Annotated in this window: 18 protein-coding genes and 3 pseudogenes; 11 read left to right on the top strand and 10 right to left on the bottom strand. The window is 70.2% G+C overall.

The window, feature by feature from the left end; translation table 11 throughout:
* Positions 1 to 54: 54 nt before the first annotated feature.
* Positions 55 to 681 carry a DUF721 domain-containing protein gene (locus FIV43_RS16160; protein WP_231123455.1) on the bottom strand — a complete coding sequence of 209 codons (627 nt, stop codon included), beginning with the start codon at positions 679 to 681 and terminating at the stop codon, positions 55 to 57.
* Positions 671 to 1839: pseudogene (recF, locus tag FIV43_RS16165) on the bottom strand (DNA replication/repair protein RecF). The gene FIV43_RS16160 and the pseudogene recF overlap by 11 nt, the downstream one beginning before the upstream one ends.
* 145 nt (positions 1840 to 1984) lie before the next feature.
* Here recF and FIV43_RS16170 point away from each other — a divergent pair.
* The 3 genes from FIV43_RS16170 to FIV43_RS21640 all read left to right on the top strand — a co-directional run bounded on the left by FIV43_RS16170 (position 1985) and on the right by FIV43_RS21640 (position 2920).
* Positions 1985 to 2449 (top strand): NINE protein, encoded by a 465-nt coding sequence (locus tag FIV43_RS16170; RefSeq protein WP_196780843.1) that lies wholly within the window; start codon positions 1985 to 1987, stop codon positions 2447 to 2449.
* Between the two features lie 64 nt (positions 2450 to 2513).
* Complete coding sequence (locus tag FIV43_RS21635; RefSeq protein ID WP_196780844.1) at positions 2514 to 2687, top strand: DUF2752 domain-containing protein; 174 nt, start codon at positions 2514 to 2516, stop codon at positions 2685 to 2687.
* Positions 2684 to 2920: a DUF2752 domain-containing protein gene (locus FIV43_RS21640; RefSeq protein ID WP_196780845.1), complete on the top strand. Its 237-nt coding sequence runs from the start codon at positions 2684 to 2686 to the stop codon at positions 2918 to 2920. The genes FIV43_RS21635 and FIV43_RS21640 overlap by 4 nt, the downstream gene beginning before the upstream one ends.
* A gap of 13 nt (positions 2921 to 2933) precedes the next feature.
* Here the strand turns inward: FIV43_RS21640 and gnd are convergent.
* The 3 genes and pseudogenes from gnd to dnaA form a co-directional block, all read right to left on the bottom strand.
* A pseudogene (gene gnd / locus FIV43_RS16180) lies at positions 2934 to 3860 on the bottom strand (phosphogluconate dehydrogenase (NAD(+)-dependent, decarboxylating)); the annotation flags it as partial.
* A gap of 49 nt (positions 3861 to 3909) precedes the next feature.
* On the bottom strand, positions 3910 to 5046 hold the full coding sequence (gene dnaN / locus FIV43_RS16185; protein ID WP_141014958.1) for a DNA polymerase III subunit beta: 1137 nt from the start codon (positions 5044 to 5046) through the stop codon (positions 3910 to 3912).
* Between the two features lie 448 nt (positions 5047 to 5494).
* Positions 5495 to 7017: pseudogene (dnaA, locus tag FIV43_RS16190) on the bottom strand (chromosomal replication initiator protein DnaA).
* Positions 7018 to 7604: 587 nt separating this feature from the next.
* On the opposite strand from dnaA, the gene rpmH reads away from it, so the two are divergent.
* From rpmH to FIV43_RS16230, 8 genes are all read left to right on the top strand, one after another.
* A complete protein-coding gene (gene rpmH / locus FIV43_RS16195; protein ID WP_109694204.1) occupies positions 7605 to 7742 on the top strand; it encodes a 50S ribosomal protein L34 in 138 nt (45 codons plus the stop codon).
* Between the two features lie 38 nt (positions 7743 to 7780).
* Entirely contained in the window at positions 7781 to 8143 is a 363-nt protein-coding gene (gene rnpA, locus FIV43_RS16200; RefSeq protein ID WP_141014959.1) for a ribonuclease P protein component, read from the top strand.
* 87 nt (positions 8144 to 8230) lie between these two features.
* Positions 8231 to 8503 (top strand): membrane protein insertion efficiency factor YidD, encoded by a 273-nt coding sequence (gene yidD, locus FIV43_RS16205; protein ID WP_231123972.1) that lies wholly within the window; start codon positions 8231 to 8233, stop codon positions 8501 to 8503.
* Positions 8467 to 9474, top strand: coding sequence for a membrane protein insertase YidC (gene yidC / locus FIV43_RS16210; protein WP_141014960.1), 1008 nt, complete (start codon positions 8467 to 8469; stop codon positions 9472 to 9474). Before yidD ends, yidC begins: the two co-directional genes overlap by 37 nt.
* 14 nt (positions 9475 to 9488) lie before the next feature.
* Positions 9489 to 10118: a Jag family protein gene (locus tag FIV43_RS16215; RefSeq protein WP_196781117.1), complete on the top strand. Its 630-nt coding sequence runs from the start codon at positions 9489 to 9491 to the stop codon at positions 10116 to 10118.
* Between the two features lie 116 nt (positions 10119 to 10234).
* On the top strand, positions 10235 to 10876 hold the full coding sequence (rsmG, locus tag FIV43_RS16220) for a 16S rRNA (guanine(527)-N(7))-methyltransferase RsmG (RefSeq protein ID WP_231123456.1): 642 nt from the start codon (positions 10235 to 10237) through the stop codon (positions 10874 to 10876).
* Between the two features lie 152 nt (positions 10877 to 11028).
* Positions 11029 to 11970 carry a ParA family protein gene (locus FIV43_RS16225; protein WP_269204027.1) on the top strand — a complete coding sequence of 314 codons (942 nt, stop codon included), beginning with the start codon at positions 11029 to 11031 and terminating at the stop codon, positions 11968 to 11970.
* 2 nt (positions 11971 to 11972) lie between these two features.
* Positions 11973 to 13007: a ParB/RepB/Spo0J family partition protein gene (locus FIV43_RS16230; RefSeq protein ID WP_141014961.1), complete on the top strand. Its 1035-nt coding sequence runs from the start codon at positions 11973 to 11975 to the stop codon at positions 13005 to 13007.
* 205 nt (positions 13008 to 13212) lie between these two features.
* Here FIV43_RS16230 and FIV43_RS22690 read toward each other — a convergent pair whose 3' ends face one another.
* The 5 genes from FIV43_RS22690 to trxB form a co-directional block, all read right to left on the bottom strand.
* Positions 13213 to 13461, bottom strand: coding sequence for a hypothetical protein (locus tag FIV43_RS22690; RefSeq protein WP_231123458.1), 249 nt, complete (start codon positions 13459 to 13461; stop codon positions 13213 to 13215).
* The gene (locus tag FIV43_RS16235) at positions 13398 to 13994 is read right to left on the bottom strand and encodes a lysophospholipid acyltransferase family protein (protein ID WP_231123459.1); all 597 of its coding nucleotides are present in this window, start codon (positions 13992 to 13994) and stop codon (positions 13398 to 13400) included. Before FIV43_RS16235 ends, FIV43_RS22690 begins: the two co-directional genes overlap by 64 nt.
* 47 nt (positions 13995 to 14041) lie before the next feature.
* The gene (locus tag FIV43_RS16240; protein WP_141014962.1) at positions 14042 to 15256 is read right to left on the bottom strand and encodes a pyridoxal phosphate-dependent aminotransferase; all 1215 of its coding nucleotides are present in this window, start codon (positions 15254 to 15256) and stop codon (positions 14042 to 14044) included.
* Between the two features lie 97 nt (positions 15257 to 15353).
* Positions 15354 to 15680, bottom strand: coding sequence for a thioredoxin (gene trxA / locus FIV43_RS16245; protein ID WP_141014963.1), 327 nt, complete (start codon positions 15678 to 15680; stop codon positions 15354 to 15356).
* A gap of 109 nt (positions 15681 to 15789) precedes the next feature.
* The gene (gene trxB / locus FIV43_RS16250; RefSeq protein WP_141014964.1) at positions 15790 to 16743 is read right to left on the bottom strand and encodes a thioredoxin-disulfide reductase; all 954 of its coding nucleotides are present in this window, start codon (positions 16741 to 16743) and stop codon (positions 15790 to 15792) included.
* Positions 16744 to 16898 lie beyond the last annotated feature (155 nt).

Here is a 16898-nt window from a genome sequence, read left to right on the forward strand (position 1 = left end):
CCAACGGCTCTGGTGCGGGACGGGTGGAGCCTCATCCGACGCGGCGCGCGGCGCTCACCCGTAGGTGTCCCGCGGGCCCCGCGAACCCCGGGCACTGCGACGGCCGTGCTTCCAGCTCGGCGCGTTCGGTCCGCGCACCTCCACCACGGTCACGGTCCCGTCGCCCAGCTCGTCGTTGAGGCGTCGTACGACGTCGGCGGCGAGCAGCTTCAGCTGGGTGGCCCAGGCGGTGGACTCGGTGCGCACCACCAGTACGCCGTCGAGCAGCGTCTCGGGCGTGGAGTGCGCGCCGATCTCCGGGCCGACGATCTCGGTCCACCGGGCGAAGACGCCGCGCACCTGCAGGTCCAACGCCCAGCCGCGGTCGCCGATCAGCCGGTCGAGCTCGCTGCCGACCCCCTGCGGATCCCGGCCGTCGGGGTGCGCGCCGCTCATCTGCGCCTCGCCCGGCCGGATCCGCCGGTTGCGGCGCTTGGCGCCGTCCGGACCGAACGGTGAGCGGGCGCCGCCGCTGCGCCGGGCGCGGGGATCCGTCGCCGGCGTCGATCCGGCCGCCGAGCGCATCGCGCTGCGGGCCAGGTCCAGCCCGTCGGGCTCGTAGCCGGCCTCGTCGGGCGGAGTCTCGGCCGACTCCTCGGCGCCCTCGGCGCCGTCGGAGTGCTCGGTCGGGTCAGTCGGCACGTCGGACCTCCCCGTCGGCGACGTGGAAGGTCACGCCCCGCAGCTCCGCCGGTACGTCGGCCTCGACTGCCGCGGTGACCAGCACCTGCTCGGCCCCGGCGACCAGGGCGGCCAGCTGGGCGCGACGGTCGGAGTCGAGCTCGGCGAAGACATCGTCGAGGATCAGGATCGGGTCGTCGCCGTCGGCGCGGAGCAGGTCGTAGGCGGCCAGCCGCAGCGCCAGCGCGAACGACCACGACTCCCCGTGCGAGGCGTAGCCCTTCGCGGGCAGCCGCGCCGACTCCGGCTGGTCGCCGGGACCGAGGGTCAGCTGCAGCTCGTCGCGGTGCGGCCCGACCAGGGTGACCCCGCGGTCGATCTCGTCGCGCTGTCGCCGCGCCAGCTCGGCGCGGAACACCTCCGCGATCTCCTCCGACGCCGGGACTCCCTCCACGGCGGCCGTCTCCACCGCTACCGTCCCGGCGTAACCGAGCCGGGCGTCGTCGCGCGACGCCCCGCGGGCCACCGCCTCGTACGCCTTGCCCAGGTACGGCGCCAGGTCGGCGACCAGGCGCAGCCGGGCGGCGAGCAGCTCGGTGCCGGTGGTGACCAGGTGGTCGTCCCACACGGCCAGCGTGGCCAGCGCCGCGTCCCGACTGCTGCCGCGCGCCGAGTAGAGCGTCTTGAGCAGGGTGTTGCGCTGCTTGAGCACCCGGTCGTAGTCGGCCCGGGTGCCGGCGTACCGAGGAGCGCGCAGCACCAGGAGTTCGTCGAGGAAGCGGCGCCGCTCGCCCGGATCCCCCTTGACCAGGGCCAGGTCGTCGGGGGAGAAGACGACGGTGCGCACCAGCCCCACGATCTCCCGGGCGCGGGGGAGCGGGGAGCGGTTCACCCGGGCCCGGTTCGACCTGCCGGGGTTGAGCTCCACCTCGAGCACCGCGGTCCGTCCGTCGCGGACCACCGCGGCGCGCACGATCGCCTGCGGCTGACCGGCCCGGATCAGCGGCGCGTCGGAGGCGACCCGGTGCGAGGAGAGCCGGGAGAGGTAGTCGATCGCCTCGACCAGGTTGGTCTTGCCCTGGCCGTTGCGGCCGACGAACGCGGTGACGCCGGGGCGAGGTCGACGTCGAGGGCCGGGTAGGACCGGAAGTCGTGGAGGCTCAGCCGCGCGACGTGCACGTCTCCTCCTTCTCGTCCACACCCTCGATCCGCACACGGATCCCCTCGGCGCACCATCCTTCCGCTCCGGTGTGCGCACGAGAAATCGCCCGCAGGGCCGTCCGACGACGTTTCAACAGGCTCCGATCAGCCTAGGCTGCTGCGCATGACGCAACCACCGAACCCGCCGTACGGCGCTCCCGGCGAGCAGCCTCCGCAGGGTCAGCCCTACGGCTACCCGCAGCAGCCGGCCGGCTACGCCGCACCGACCGGCCCGTTCTTCGTCTCCTACATGGGCCAGGAGCAGGGCCCGATCGACTACGGCGGCCTCGCGCAGATGGCGGTCACCGCGCAGATCAAGCCGGACACCCCGGTCCGCACCGCCGACTCGCAGCAGTACTACGCCGCGCGCGACATCCCCGGCCTCTACTCCGACAAGGAGTGGCTGACCACGGTGCTGATCTCGTGGTTCCTCGGCTCCTTCGGCGTGGACCGCTTCTACCTGGGCTACACCGGTCTCGGTGTCGCCAAGCTGCTCACCCTGGGCGGCTGCGGCATCTGGTCGCTGATCGACCTGATCCTGATCCTGCTCCGCAAGGTCCCGGACTCCAACGGTCGTCCGCTGCGCTGAGCCTGTGCACCCAAGCTGAGCCCGTGCATCTCGACCGGCCTGGGTCGCGCGGCATGATGGCCGCGTGACCGACCTCCGTACGACGACCCCGTCGCTGACGAGCGCCCAGCTGCTCGCCGGCGGCGGGGTCGTCGCGTTGGCGGCGTCGTACCTCTTCTCCCCGGAGACGATCGAGGACGGGCCGGTGCTCTGCCCGTTCCGCCGGCTCACCGGCCTGCCCTGCCCGGCTGCGGGTTGACCCGGTCGTGGGTCTACGCCAGCCACGGCTGGTGGCGCGAGTCGTTCCTGGCCCACCCCTTCGGGCTCCTCGGCATCGCCGTGGTGCTGGTGCTGGCGGTGCTGCTGGTCCGCGCCCGGGTGACCGGACGCCGCGGACCGGACCTGGACCGCTGGGTGCGCCATCCGGTCGCGATCACGATCGCCGCCGCGTGGCTGGTCTTCGCGGTGGTGCGCGCGGTGCTGGCGGCCTGAGCCTCAGCTTGGCTCAGCCGGGGTTCTCCTCGCCGCCGGGCGGCGGCGAGGTGTGCACGGCGTGCCCGCCGAACTGGTTGCGCATCGCGGCGATCGCCTTCATCGCCGGGCTGTCGTCCTGGCGCGAGGTGAACCGGGCGAAGAGCGAGGAGGCGATCACGTGCATCGGCACCGCGTTGTCGATCGCGGCCTCCACCGTCCACCGACCCTCGCCGGAGTCGTCGGCGTAGCCGCGGAGCTGGTCGAGGTGCTCGTCGGCCTGGACCGCCTCGGTGAGCAGGTCGAGCAGCCAGGAGCGGATCACGGTGCCGCTGCGCCAGGAGTCGAAGATGTCGGGCACGTTGTCGACGATGTCGACCTTCTCGAGCAGCTCCCAGCCCTCGGCGTAGGACTGCATCATCGCGTACTCGATGCCGTTGTGGACCATCTTGGCGAAGTGGCCGGCGCCGGCCGCCTTGCCGGCGTGGACGAAGCCGCCCTCGTCGGGCTTCAGCGCGTCGAAGATCGGCTGGGCCAGGGCGACGTGCTCCTCGGCACCGCCGCACATCAGTGCGTAGCCGTTCTCCAGGCCCCAGACGCCGCCGGAGACGCCGCAGTCGACGAACCCGATGCCGGCGGTGGCCAGGTCGGCCGCGTGCTCGGCGTCGTCGGTGTACTTGGAGTTGCCGCCGTCGATGACCAGGTCGCCCTCGTGGAGCAGGCCCTTGAGGTCGGCGATGGTGGCATGGGTCGGGTCGCCGGCCGGCACCATCACCCACACCACGGCGGGGGAGGGGAGGGCCTCGACCATCGCGGCCAGGCTGTCGACGTCGCTGACCTCGGGGTTGCGGTCGTACCCGACGACGGTGTGGCCGGCGTTGCGCAACCGGGTGCGCATGTTGCCGCCCATCTTCCCGAGTCCGACGAGTCCGATCTCCATGTGCGTCACCTGTTCTCCGTGGGGGACCTGTGCGTGCGTGCCGGCGTGCCGCGGCCGGGACCGCCGGGGCTCAGCTCAGCAGGCGGCGCGGCATCAGCAGGTAGCGGAAGCTGGCCGCGTCGCTGTCGGCGTCGGTGACGCCGCTGATCACCACCGGCTTGGCCGGCTGGGTGAAGGCGAGCTCCACCTCGGCCTCGTCCATCGCGTTGAGGCCGTCGAGCAGGAACTGCGGGTTGAAGCCGGTGACCAGGTCGTCGCCGTCGATCTGCGCGGGAACTCCCTCGGAGGCCTGGGCCTCGTCGTCGGAGCCGGCGTCCAGGGTCAGCACCCCGTCGGCGAAGGCGAGCCGGACCGCCGAGTTGCGCTCGGCGACCAGGGCCACCCGCTTGACCGACTCGATCAGCGACTTCCGCTCGATCTTGGCGGTGGTGAGCTTCTCGTTGGGGAAGAGGCTGCGGACCTTGGGGAACTCCCCGTCCAGCAACCGCGTGGTGGTACGACGTACCCCGCCCGGTCCCTGTCCTTCGAAGCCGATCAGGCCGTCGCCGGATCCGCTGGCCGACAGCGCGATGGTGACGTCGCCGCCGGTCAGCGACTTCGCGGTGTCGCCGAGCACCTTCGCCGGGACCAGCGCCGCCATCGACGCGTCCGGCGTGCTCGGGCGCCAGGTCAGCTCGCGCTGAGAGAGCCGGAACCGGTCGGTGGCGAGCAGTGCGATGTTGTCGCCCTCGATCTCCAGGCGGACACCGGTCAGCACCGGGAGCATGTCGTCGCGGCCGGCCGCGGTGACCGCCTGGGCGACGGCGTGCGCGAAGTCCTCGCTGCTCACCACGCCGCTGGCCGCCGGCATGTCCGGGATGCTCGGGTAGTCCTCGACCGGCATCGTCTGCAGCGAGAACCGGGTGGAGCCGCAGGTGACCGCGACCCGCGCGCCGTCGAGCGCGAGCTCGACCGGCTTGGCCGGGAGCGCGCGGCAGATGTCGGCGAGGAGGCGGCCGCTGACCAGGGCGGTGCCCTCGTCGGAGATGTCGGCCTCGAGCGTCGCCCGTGCGGAGGTCTCGTAGTCGAAGGTGGACAGCACCAGGCCGTCGGCACCCGCCTCGATCAGCAGGCCGGCCAGCACCGGGGCGCTCGGACGCACCGGAAGACTGCGCGCTGCCCAGGCGACGGCGTCAGCGAGGACATCGCGGTCGACTCTGAACTTCACTACGGCGTACCTCTTCTGCGACGGGCCTGCGACGACCGCCGGGTCGCCGTCTGCCGGGACGTGGTGGACAGTCCGCTCCGAATCCCACGGACATTCCTGCACCGAGCATCCTGCCACGGGCGCGGTCGCCGTGTGGCGTGCGGGCGAAGGGATCCGTCCCGCCGATCGGGTTCATCCCCAGGCCGGGGCCCGGGAGAAGTTCACGAGCTGTCTGGTGCCTAGGTAATTCGGGAGGAGTAATAGCACCGGTGGAAACTGTGGATGACACTCGTTCCGGCAGGTCAGCGCCGGATCCGGCGGGGGAGAACGGTGTGGATGAAATCGGGCTGACCTGTGCCGCGGTGTGGAGCCGGACGGGTCTGGGGAGGGCGCTCCCGGTGGGTCCACGGAATCCTCCCCGTGTAGTTCGCACCGTTTTCCCGGGTTCATCCACAGGCCTGGAGGGCGATCAACCCTGGCGGGCCTGCATCTTGACCCGGTTGGTGAGCTCGCTGACCTGGTTGAACACGGCGCGCCGCTCGCCGAGCAGCTGGTTGATCTTGCGCTCGGCGTACATCACGGTGGTGTGGTCGCGGTTGCCGAACTGGGCGCCGATCTTGGGCAGCGAGAGCCCGGTGAGCTCGCGGCAGAGGTACATCGCGATCTGGCGGGCCATCACCAGGTGGCGGCCACGGCTGGGTCCGGTGAGCTCCTCGATGGAGAGCCCGAAGTAGGCAGCGGTCTGCGCGATGATCAGCGGCGCGGTGATCTCGGGCTCGCCGCCCTCGGGATCAGGTCCTTGAGCACGATCTCGGCCAGGGTCAGGTCGACCTCCTGGCGGTTCAGGTTCGCGAAGGCGGTGACCCGGATCAGGGCGCCCTCGAGCTCGCGGATGTTGGTCTGGATCTTCGAGGCGATGAACTCGAGCACGTCCGAGGGCGCGGTCAGCCGGTCCATCGCGGCTTTCTTCCGCAGGATCGCGATCCGGGTCTCCAGGTCCGGCGGCTGTACGTCGGTGATCAGGCCCCACTCGAACCGGTTGCGGAGCCGGTCCTCCAGCGCCTCGAGCCGCTTGGGCGGGCGGTCGGAGGTGAGCACGATCTGCTTGTTGGCGTTGTGCAGCGTGTTGAAGGTGTGGAAGAACTCCTCCTGGGTCTGGGTCTTCCCCTCCAGGAACTGGATGTCGTCGATCAGCAGGACGTCCACGTCGCGGTACTTCCGCTTGAACCGGTCCTGCCGGTCGTCGCGGATCGCGTTGATGAACTCGTTGGTGAACTCCTCGCTGGAGACGTAACGCACCTTGGAGCCGGCGTAGATCGTGCGGACGTAGTGACCGATGGCGTGCAGCAGGTGCGTCTTGCCGAGACCGGACTCGCCGTAGACCAGCAGCGGGTTGTAGCTGCGGCCGGGAGCCTCGGAGACCGCGACCGCCGCGGCGTGCGGGAACCGGTTGGAGGATCCGATGACGAACGTCTCGAACGTGTACTTGGGGTTGAGCCGTGACTCACCGGGTGCGGCGCTGGGCTGCGAGATCTGGTTCACCGGCGTGGTCACGCCGGCGCCGGTCGGCTCGGCGGGGTCGAACCCCGTGGCCGGCGCCTGCTCGGTGCTCGTGGCCACGTCGACCTGTCGCTTTGTCGACATGTCGACGGTCGGCGCGGCAGGCGCTGCCGGCTCGCTCGGGGCGTCGGTGGCGGTCGGGAAGTCGCCCGCGTAGGGGTCGCTGCCGTCCGGTGACTGGGTGAGCAGGTCGGCGTCGACGGTGACCGCGAGCTGGATGTCGTGCTGGTAGCGCTCGCTCAGCGCGTTCTCGATCGGTGCCCGCATCCGGTTCTCCAGGCGTCCGCGGGTGAAGTCGTCGGGGACGGCCACGATCGCGGTGGTCCCGTGCAGCGTGATCGGCTTGCTCGCCTGGAGCCAGGCGCGCTGGTGGGCCTCGAGGTCGTCCACGATGGCGCGCCACACCTGGGCGAGGCGTTCGTCGGGGTTCACCGGGGCGGTGGGGTGGTCTCGTCGCTGCCCTGGTGCTCGGGGTTCCCGGTCACGTCTGCCTCTCGCTCGCTGCTGGTCGGTCGCGGTCCGGATCGGTCGGACGCTGATCCGGTTCCACAAGTTTGTCCACAGGCTGTGAACGTGGCGCCGCCGGGGGTGGAGGAGCCTGACCGAGGCCGATCGTGGAAGGCCGGGTGACCGAGGTTTCCGCAGGTCAGATGCAGGTAGAGGGAGCATCGGGCGTCACGGGCCGCTTCGGCACCAGGACCACACCGTGGAGCGGCGGGGAATCCCGGAAGGTTCGAAACTAGTCGCCCGCAGGCCTGTGGATCAAGACGCTATCCACAGGTGGTCGGGCACCGCTCCCGGGACCCTCGTCCCGGGGGTGCGCGCTGGTTTGACCCTGTCTTCGCGCACCGCGTACCGTAGGTCGGTCTGCCGTTGTCGACCGGTGCCGCATGTCCACGACGCCCAGACCCGCCGCACGCGGGAGCTGGGAGCGTGGCTGCGCGGTGCCGGCCGACCCACGGCGCGGTGTCCTGCCGCGTATCGGCATACCCTTCCCAACCACCTTTGAGAGGTCAGACGTGAGCAAGCGGACGTACCAGCCGAACAACCGTCGTCGTCACAAGACGCACGGCTTCCGACTGCGCATGCGCACCCGTGCGGGTCGCGCGATCCTGGCGAACCGGCGCCGGAAGGGCCGCAAGAGCCTCGCCGTCTGAGGCGGACATGTGCCGCCTCTGCCGGGGCCGGTGCTGACGTGCTCCCCGTTGCTGCGCGCCTGACCGAGGCGGACCTGTTCCGCCGGGTCGCGCGCACGGGCCGGCGCTCGGGATCGGCGACCCTCGTCACCCACCTCCTCACCCGCCAGGGTGAGGAGGCTTTGGTGTTGTCGGGGGCTGCCGCCACCCCACGCGTCGGCTTCGTGGTCAGCAAGGCGGTCGGCGGGGCCGTGGTGCGCAACCAGGTCAAGCGCCGGTTGCGCCACCTCGTCCGCGAGCGGCTCGACCTTCTGCCCGGCGGTAGCGTGTTGGTCGTGCGGGCCACCCCCGCGTCCGCCGCGGCGTCGTACGACGAGCTGCACCGCGACCTCGACAGGTGCCTGTCGCGGGTCTGCGCCTGATCCGCGGCTGAGGCCGGAAGGGAGACGTTCCACGTGAAACGAGTCGTGGTCGCCCTGATCCGCGTCTACCAGTTCGCGATCAGCCCGATGTTCGGACCCACCTGTCGCTTCTACCCCTCGTGCTCGGCGTACGCGATCACCGCCGTCGAGCGGCACGGGGTGGTGCGCGGCAGCTGGCTGACGGTTCGGCGCCTGCTCCGCTGCAACCCCTGGAACCCGGGGGTGTCGACCACGTGCCGCCGGCGCGCGGAGAGACTCCCCACGATGCAACGCCCCCGGCCGATCCGGTCGACGGGGCCCGACCCCTACAAGGAGCCTGATCCGTGGGCATTCTCGGCGACATCGGCAACCTCATCATGACGCCGCTGTACTACGCCATCTCAGCGGTGCTGATCGGTTGGCACGAGCTGTTCAGCCTCGTCCTCGACCCCGCGGGCGGCATGTCCTGGGTGCTGTCGATCATCGGACTGACCGTGGTCATCCGTACGGCGCTGATCCCGCTCTTCGTCCGGCAGATCAAGTCCAGCCGGAACATGCAGATGCTGCAGCCCAAGGTGCGGGCGCTGCAGAAGAAGTACGGGCACGACCGGCAGCGTCTCGCCGAGGAGACGATGAAGCTCTACAAGGAGGCCGGGACCAACCCGTTCGCCTCCTGCCTGCCGCTGCTGCTGCAGATGCCGATCTTCTTCGCGCTCTTCCGGATCCTCGACCAGGCGGCCCGTAACGGGACCGCGCACGGCTTCCTCACCGAGGAGAAGGCGGTCCAGTTCGGACAGTCGGAGATCTTCGGAAAGATCCCGATCGCGGACTCGTTCTGGAGTGCCCGGGTCTGGGGCCCGGACCCGAACGCGCTGGTGATGATGGTGGCGTTCGTCCTCTTCGCCACCATGGTGGTCACCAGCTTCACCACGCAGCGCCAGCTGATGATGAAGAACATGCCCGCGGACGCGATGTCGGGCCCCTACGCGCAGCAGCAGAAGGTGCTGCTCTACGTGCTGCCGTTCGTCTTCGCGGTGACCGGCGTGGCCTTCCCGATCGGCGTCGTCCTCTACTGGACCACCTCGAACATCTGGACCATGGGCCAGCAGTTCTACGTCATCCGCAACAACCCGGCGCCCGGCACGCCCGCCTTCGCGGCGAAGGAGGCCCGGGACAAGGAGAAGGCGGCCAAGCACGGTGTCGTGATCGAGGAGGAGGAGCCGGAGGCTCCCACCGAGAGCGAGCGGCGCCCCACCCAGCGTGAGCAACCGAAGCGTCAGACGCGCTCAGCGCGCAAGAAGTCCTCGGGCGGGCAGAACCGTCCCAGCCAGAACAAGGGAGACGGCAAGTGAGCACAGAGACCGACCTGGAGACCACGTCGGAGACCGACGAGTCGGTGGAGACCGAGCAGTCGGCACCGAGCGACGAGTCGGCCGAGGTCGTGGAGACCGACGACGTCGTGGAGACCGATGAGTCGGACGACTCCGACGACTCCGACGAGGACGCTGAGGAGGCAGGCGCCCCCGGCAGTCGGGTGGAACGCCTGGAGCGGGAAGGTGACATCGCCGCCGACTACCTCGAGGAGCTCCTCGACATCGCCGACCTCGACGGCGACCTGGACATGGACGTCGAGATCGACCGTGCGTCGGTCTCCATCGTGGGCGCCGACCTGAACCAGCTGGTGGGCAGCGACGGCAAGGTGCTGGAGGCGCTCCAGGAGCTCACCCGGCTCGCTGTCTACCGGGAGACCGGTGAGCGGTCGCGGCTGATGCTGGACGTGTCGGGCTACCGGGCGGACAAGCGGTCCCGACTGACCAGGCTCGGCGAGGAGGCCGCCGAGCGCGTGCGTGCCTCCGGTGAGCCGGAGTCGCTGGAGCCGATGTCCCCGTTCGAGCGCAAGGTCGTGCACGACGCGGTCGCGGCGGCCGGACTGACCTCGGAGTCGGCCGGCGTCGAGCCGCGACGCTACGTCGTGGTGCTTCCGTCGGAGGAGTGACGTTTCACGTGGAACATGCTCCGGACGCGGCCGCGGGTGGGAATGAGGTTCCCCCCGCGGCCGCGCGGCTGTTCGGGCCGGACCGTCTGCCACTGGCTGCCCGCTACGCCGAACTGTTGCGGACCGACGGCGTGGTGCGGGGACTGATCGGCCCCCGCGAGGCGCCGCGGATCTGGGACCGGCACCTGCTCAACTCCGTGCTCATGGCACCCGCCCTCCCCCGGGGCGCCCGGGTAGCCGACATCGGCTCCGGTGCCGGCCTGCCCGGCCTGGTCCTCGCGATCGCCCGCCCCGACCTCCACGTCACGCTGGTGGAGCCGTTGCTGCGGCGGACCACCTTCTTGGAGGAGGTCGTCGCCGAGCTGGGCCTGGACAACGTGGTGGTCGCCCGTGGTCGGGCGGAGATGTTTCACGGGAAACAGTCCTTCGACGTGGTCACCGCGCGTGCGGTCTCGGCGATGGAGCGCCTGGTCCCCTGGTGCATGCCGCTGGTGGCCGCCGGCGGTTCGCTGACGGTGATGAAGGGGTCCTCGGCCGAGGACGAGCTGGCCGACGCCGGCGATGTGCTGAGCGCCTGGGGTTGTGCGCCCGCCGAGATCGTCGAGTACGACGACCCCGATGCCGGCTCCGTCCGTCTGGTCCGGGTCACCTGGGCCGGTGAACCGCGGGTATCGTTGCGCACTTCCAGCGCCCGCGGATCGTCCACGGGTGCCAGGCCTTCGTCGAAGCGGTCGAAGAAGCAGAGGAGACGGACGTGACCCCAGACCCGTCCCATGGGTTTTCCACCGGTGATGACCATCCCTCTGAGCGTGAGATTCCACAGTTCGCCGCAAGTTATCCACAGGGCGAACCCGGGGCTGAAGGAGACAACGACGTGGACGTTTCACGTGGAACATCGGCGGGCGAGCCGGTGCGAACCGTCCGGACCGCGGCCGAGCTGGCCGAGGTGACAACCGACTACGACGACCACCAGACGCCGCTGGCCCAGGCCGCGCAGCGCACGGTCCAGGTCCGCCAGGGCATCCCGCACGAGCAGATGCAGCGGCCGGAGTCGACCCGGGTCTTCGTCGTGGCGAACCAGAAGGGCGGCGTGGGCAAGACGACGTCCACGGTGAACATGGCCGCGTCGCTGACCCAGCTGGGACAGCGGGTGCTGGTGGTCGACCTGGACCCGCAGGGCAACGCCTCCACCGCGCTGAACATCGATCACCACCGCGGCACGCTGTCGACGTACGACGCGCTGGTGGAGGGCACGGCGCTGACCGAGATCGCCCAGCAGTGCCCCGAGATCAGCGACCTGTGGGTGGTGCCGGCGACGATCGACCTGGCCGGCGCAGAGATCGAGCTGGTCAGCGTGGTGGCCCGGGAGGGACGCCTGAAGAAGGCGATCTTCGGCCACCCCCGGGTCGGTTCCGCCGCCGAGGTCGGCGAGGACCGGTTCGACTACGTGCTGATCGACTGCCCGCCCTCGCTCGGCCTGCTCACGCTGAACGCGCTGGTGGCGGCGTCGGAGATGCTGATCCCGATCCAGGCGGAGTACTACGCGCTCGAGGGGCTGGGCCAGCTGCTCAACACGGTCGAGATGGTCAAGGCGCACCTGAACCAGGACCTCACCGTCTCCACCATCCTGCTCACCATGTACGACGGTCGCACCCGGCTCGCGGCCGGAGTGGCGGCCGAGGTGCGCGAACACTTCTCCGGCCAAGTGCTGAAGACGTCGATCCCGCGGTCCGTCCGGGTCAGCGAGGCGCCGTCGTACGCGCAGACCGTGATCACCTACGACCCGACGTCGCCGGGTGCGCTCAGCTATCTCGAGGCGGCCCGCGAAGTCATCGAACGAGGGGGCAACTGAGCATGGCGAACCCACCGCGCCGGGGCCTCGGACGAGGTCTCGGGTCGCTGATCCCGAGTGCACCGCCCGAGCCCGAAAAGGCACCCACTGAGACCGCGAATGTCAAGGGTGTAGTTCAGGATTCGGACTTTGCCGCGAGAGCGCCGTCCAGCGACGTGGCGGACCCTGGGTCCACCGGATCTGCGGCAGGCCCGCAGAGCGCGGAATCGGCTCTGCAGCCGGTCGAGGGCGCCTACTTCGCCGAGATCCCGGTCGGAGCGATCCGGCCGAACGCGGTGAACCCGCGGCAGGTCTTCGACGAGGACCAGATGGCCGAACTGGTCCACTCGATCAAGGAGATCGGGCTGCTCCAGCCCGTCGTGGTGCGCCGGACGTCCGCCGACTCCTATGAGCTGGTGATGGGTGAGCGTCGGTGGCGCGCCACCGAGCAGGCGGGCCTGGAGACGATCCCGGCGATCGTCCGCGAGACCGACGACACCGACATGCTGCGCGACGCGCTGCTGGAGAACCTGCACCGCAGCCAGCTCAACCCGCTGGAGGAGGCGGCCGCCTACCAGCAGCTGCTGGAGGACTTCGCCTGCACCCACGAGGAGCTGGCCCAGCGGATCGGCCGCTCCCGTCCGCAGATCAGCAACACCCTGCGCCTGCTCAAGCTGACCCCCGCGGCACAGCGGCGGGTGGCGGCCGGGGTGCTCTCCGCCGGTCACGCTCGGGCACTGCTGGGTGTCACCGACGCCGAGCAGCAGGACAAGCTCGCTCAGCGTGTGGTCGCCGAGGGCATCAGCGTGCGCGCGCTGGAGGAGATCGTGGCGCTGGGCGAGACGCCCGGCACGAAGCCGCGGGTACGACGTACCAAGCCGACCGCTCCGGGCCTCTCGGAGCTCTCCGACCGGCTCGGCGACCGCCTGGAGACCCGGGTGAAGATCGACCTGGGCAAGTCCAAGGGCAAGGTCACCATCGAGTTCGCGAACACCGGCGACCTGCAGCGGATCGTGGACCTGATCGATCCGCGCAACCGCCAGGACCGGCCGATCTGACGTCCCCCGACGGCGAACGAGGCCGCCACCCGAACGCGGGTGGCGGCCTTCGCATTTGTCGACAAAGCGATAAGGCGACAGATCGACGAGTCGCTTTGGCGACGAAGAGACACCGCCACGCGCGTTTCACGTGCAACACACGTGGTGGCGCGCCGAAGCTCGGATCGGGCCGACTCGGGCGCGGGCTGTCGGCGGCGGAGCGGGACTACTTCTCGGTGGCGCGCTTCTCGGCGGCCTTCGCTGCCCGCTTGGCTGCCCGCTCCCGCAGCTCCGCGGCGTCCAGCTCCGCGGCGCGCTCGGGGTCGGCGCGGAGCCACCGAAGCGGGCGGGGTCCACCACGATCCGGGGCCTTCTCGTCCTCGGGGTAGGCCTCGATCACCTCGTCGAGCATCAGCTGCATCGCGGTGCGCAGCGCGGCGGTCTCCTCGTTCGGGTGCTCACCGGTGGGGTGCATCGGCTCGCCGACCTTGACCGCGATCGTCTTCTTCGACCGGGAGAAGTCCCGGGGTGGTCCTTGGTCATCAGCCGGTGCGGTCCCCAGACGATGACCGGGATCAGCGGGACACCGGCCTCGGCCGCGATCCGGACGGCACCACTCTTGAGCTCCTTGATCTCGAAGGAGCGGGAGATGGTGGCCTCGGGGTAGATGCCGACGATCTCGCCCCGGCGCAGGTAGTCGATGGCGTCCTTGGCCGACTGCACGCCGGAGCCGCGGTCCACCCGGATGTGGTGGAAGGAGCGGAGCAGATGACCGACGCCGGGGGCGTCCATCATCTCCTTCTTGATCATGAACCGGACCAGCCGCTTGGACGGGTGCGCACCGAGGCCGGCGTAGATGAAGTCGACGTACCCGGTGTGGTTGATCGCCAGCAGGGCACCACCCTTGCGCGGCACGTTCTCGGTGCCGGTGAGCTGGAACCGCTGCCCGAGCACCTTGAAGAGCACCTTCGCGGTGAAGATGACGGGCGGGTAGGTGATGTCGAGCATCGAGGGCCTCTCGGACGGGGTCGTTGAGGCAAGCGTAGGGGGACCGCTCAGCGGCGCGTGGCGAGGAAGTCCGCGATCCGGGTGATCGCCTCCTCCAGCATCTCCACGTCGGGCAGCGTGACCAGCCGGAAGTGGTCGGGCTGGGGCCAGTTGAAGCCGGTGCCGTGGGTGACCAGGATCTTCTTCGCCCGGAGCAGCTCGATCACGAACTCCTCGTCGTCGACGATGCCGTAGACCTCGGGATCCAGGCGCGGGAAGCAGTAGAGAGCGCCGCGGGGCCGGACCGAGGAGACACCGGGGATCTCGTTGAGCATCCGGTCGGCGAGCATCGCCTGCTCGTAGAAGCGCCCACCGGGCACGATCAGCTCGTTGATCGACTGGTAGCCGCCCAGCGCGGTCTGGATCGCGTGCTGGGCGGGCACGTTGGCGCACATCCGCATGTTCGCGATCAGGGTGAGGCCCTCGAGGAACTCCTCGGCCACCTCCTTCGGGCCGGAGATCATCACCCAGCCTGCGCGATAGCCGCAGACCCGGTAGGCCTTGGACAGGCCGCTGAAGGTCAGGCACAGCACGTCGGTGCCGGCGGCTTCCGCCGCGTGGTGGTGCACGGCGTCGTCGAAGAGGATCTTCTCGTAGATCTCGTCGGCGAACACGACCAGCTCGTGGCGCCGGGCGATGTCGACCAGCGCGGCGACCATCTCCTTGCTGTAGACAGCGCCGGTGGGGTTGTTGGGGTTGATGATCACCAGCGCCTGGGTGTGCTCGGTGATCTTGGCCTCGATGTCGGCCAGGTCCGGCATCCAGTCGTTGTCCTCGTCGCACCGGTAGTGCACCGGGACACCTCCGGAGAGGGTCACCGCGCCGGTCCACAGCGGGTAGTCGGGCGCTGGCACCAGGATCTCGTTGCCGTCGTCGACGAACGCCTGCAGCACCATCGAGATCAGCTCGGAGACGCCGTTGCCGATGAAGACGTCCTCCACCTCGGTGTACTGCAGCCCGCGGGACTGGTAGTACTGCGCGACGGCGGTGCGCGCGGAGTAGATCCCGCGCGAGTCGCTGTAGCCCTGCGCCTCGGACAGGTGGTGGCGCATGTCGGCCAGGATCGCCTCGGGCGCCTCGAACCCGAACGGGGCGGGATTGCCGATGTTCAGCTTGAGGACGCGGTGGCCCTCGGCCTCCAGGCGCTGGGCCTCGACGAGGATGGGCCCGCGCACGTCGTACCGGACATCGCGGAGCTTCTGGCTCTGACGGATCTGGCGCACCCCCGCATTCTCGCAGGAGGGCGCCACCGACTTTCCGCCCCGGTACGCCGACGGCCGGCGCCCCGTCGGGGACGCCGGCCGTCGAGGCGCGTGGAGGTCAGCCGGTGAACTCGGCGAGCTCCTTGAGCAGCGCGGCCTTGGGGCGGGCGCCGACGATGGTCTTCACGACCTCACCGTTCTGGTAGACGTTGATGGTGGGGATGCCGGTGACGCGGTAGGACGCGGGGGTGACCGGGTTCTCGTCGACGTTCATCTTGAAGAAGTCGACCTTGTCGGCGTGCTGGCCGGCGATCTCGTCCAGGATCGGGGCGACCTGGCGGCACGGACCGCACCACTCGGCCCAGAAGTCGACCAGGACCGGCTTGTCGGACTTGAGGACCTGCGCGTCGAACTCGGCGTCGGTCACGGCTGCGATGTTGCCCACGACAATCTTTCCCTTCGTCTGGGCCTGTCGGCCCCTCGGTGTGTGCGGTGCTATCTGGTTGAACACCGAGCGCGGGGACCCTGTTCCCGTCGCCGGTGTGAGCTGCAGGTCAGCTGGTGGCCGCGGCCACCGCGTCGGCGGCCGTGGAGGTGGCGAAGTCGAGCTCGGCCAGGTACTTCTCGGCGTCGAGGGCGGCTGCGCATCCGGTGCCGGCGGCGGTGATCGCCTGGCGGTAGCGGTGGTCGACGAGGTCGCCGGAGGCGAAGACGCCGGGCAGGTTGGTCGCGGTCGAGTCGGGGGCGACCAGCACGTAGCCCTCGTCGTCGAGGTCGACCTGGCCGGTCAGCAGCTCCGAGCGGGGCAGGTGGCCGATCGCGATGAACAGGCCGGTGGCCGGCAGCTCGGAGGTCTCCCCGGTGACGGTGTCGCGCAGGGTGAGGGACTCCAGGGAGTCGGTGCCGTTGATGGTGGCGACCTCGGAGTTCCACACGACCTCGAGCTTGGGGTCGGCGAAGGCCCGCTCCTGCATGATCTTGGAGGCGCGGAGCTCGTCGCGGCGGTGGATCAGGGTGACCTTGGAGCCGAACCGGGTCAGGAAGGTGGCCTCCTCGACCGCGGAGTCGCCGCCGCCGACGACGGCGATGTTCTGGTCGCGGAAGAAGAAGCCGTCGCAGGTGGCGCACCAGGAGACGCCGCGCCCGGAGAGGGTGTCCTCGTTGGGGAGGTCGAGCTTGCGGTAGCCGGATCCCATCGCGAGCACCACGGCGCGGGCGGTGTAGGTGTCGGTGGCGGTCTTGACGATCTTGATCGGGCCGGTGAGGTCGACCTCGACCACGTCGTCGGCGATCAGCTCGGCGCCGAAGCGCTCGGCCTGGGCGCGCATCTCGTCCATCAGGGCGGGGCCCTGGATGCCGTCGCGGAAGCCGGGGAAGTTCTCCACCTCGGTGGTGTTCATCAGGGCGCCGCCGGCGGTGACCGAGCCCTCGAAGACCAGCGGCTCGAGGTTGGCGCGGGCGCTGTAGATCGCCGCGGTGTAGCCGGCAGGACCGGAGCCGATGACGATGACGTTGCGGGGGCCGACATCGGGTCGGTCGGGGTCGGGCTGGTGCTCACGAAGTCTCCTCTGGGAACGGCGGGCGCGATCATCCCAACCCGATCGTAGGCGGGAAGATTCCCCGCCCCAGACCCGTCCGGCGCGCCGGACGTCAGGAAGCCGGG

It is taken from the genome of Nocardioides sambongensis, assembly GCF_006494815.1.
Lineage (GTDB): Bacteria > Actinomycetota > Actinomycetes > Propionibacteriales > Nocardioidaceae > Nocardioides > Nocardioides sambongensis.

Coding starts and splice junctions, on each gene's coding strand:
- FIV43_RS16170 (WP_196780843.1), top strand. CDS start 1,985: ATGACGCAACCACCGAACCCGCCGTACGGCGCTCCCGGCGAGCAGCCT.
- yidD (WP_231123972.1), top strand. CDS start 8,231: ATGTTCGGACCCACCTGTCGCTTCTACCCCTCGTGCTCGGCGTACGCG.
- FIV43_RS16230 (WP_141014961.1), top strand. CDS start 11,973: ATGGCGAACCCACCGCGCCGGGGCCTCGGACGAGGTCTCGGGTCGCTG.
- FIV43_RS22690 (WP_231123458.1), bottom strand. CDS start 13,461: ATGCACCCCACCGGTGAGCACCCGAACGAGGAGACCGCCGCGCTGCGC.
- FIV43_RS16235 (WP_231123459.1), bottom strand. CDS start 13,994: ATGCTCGACATCACCTACCCGCCCGTCATCTTCACCGCGAAGGTGCTC.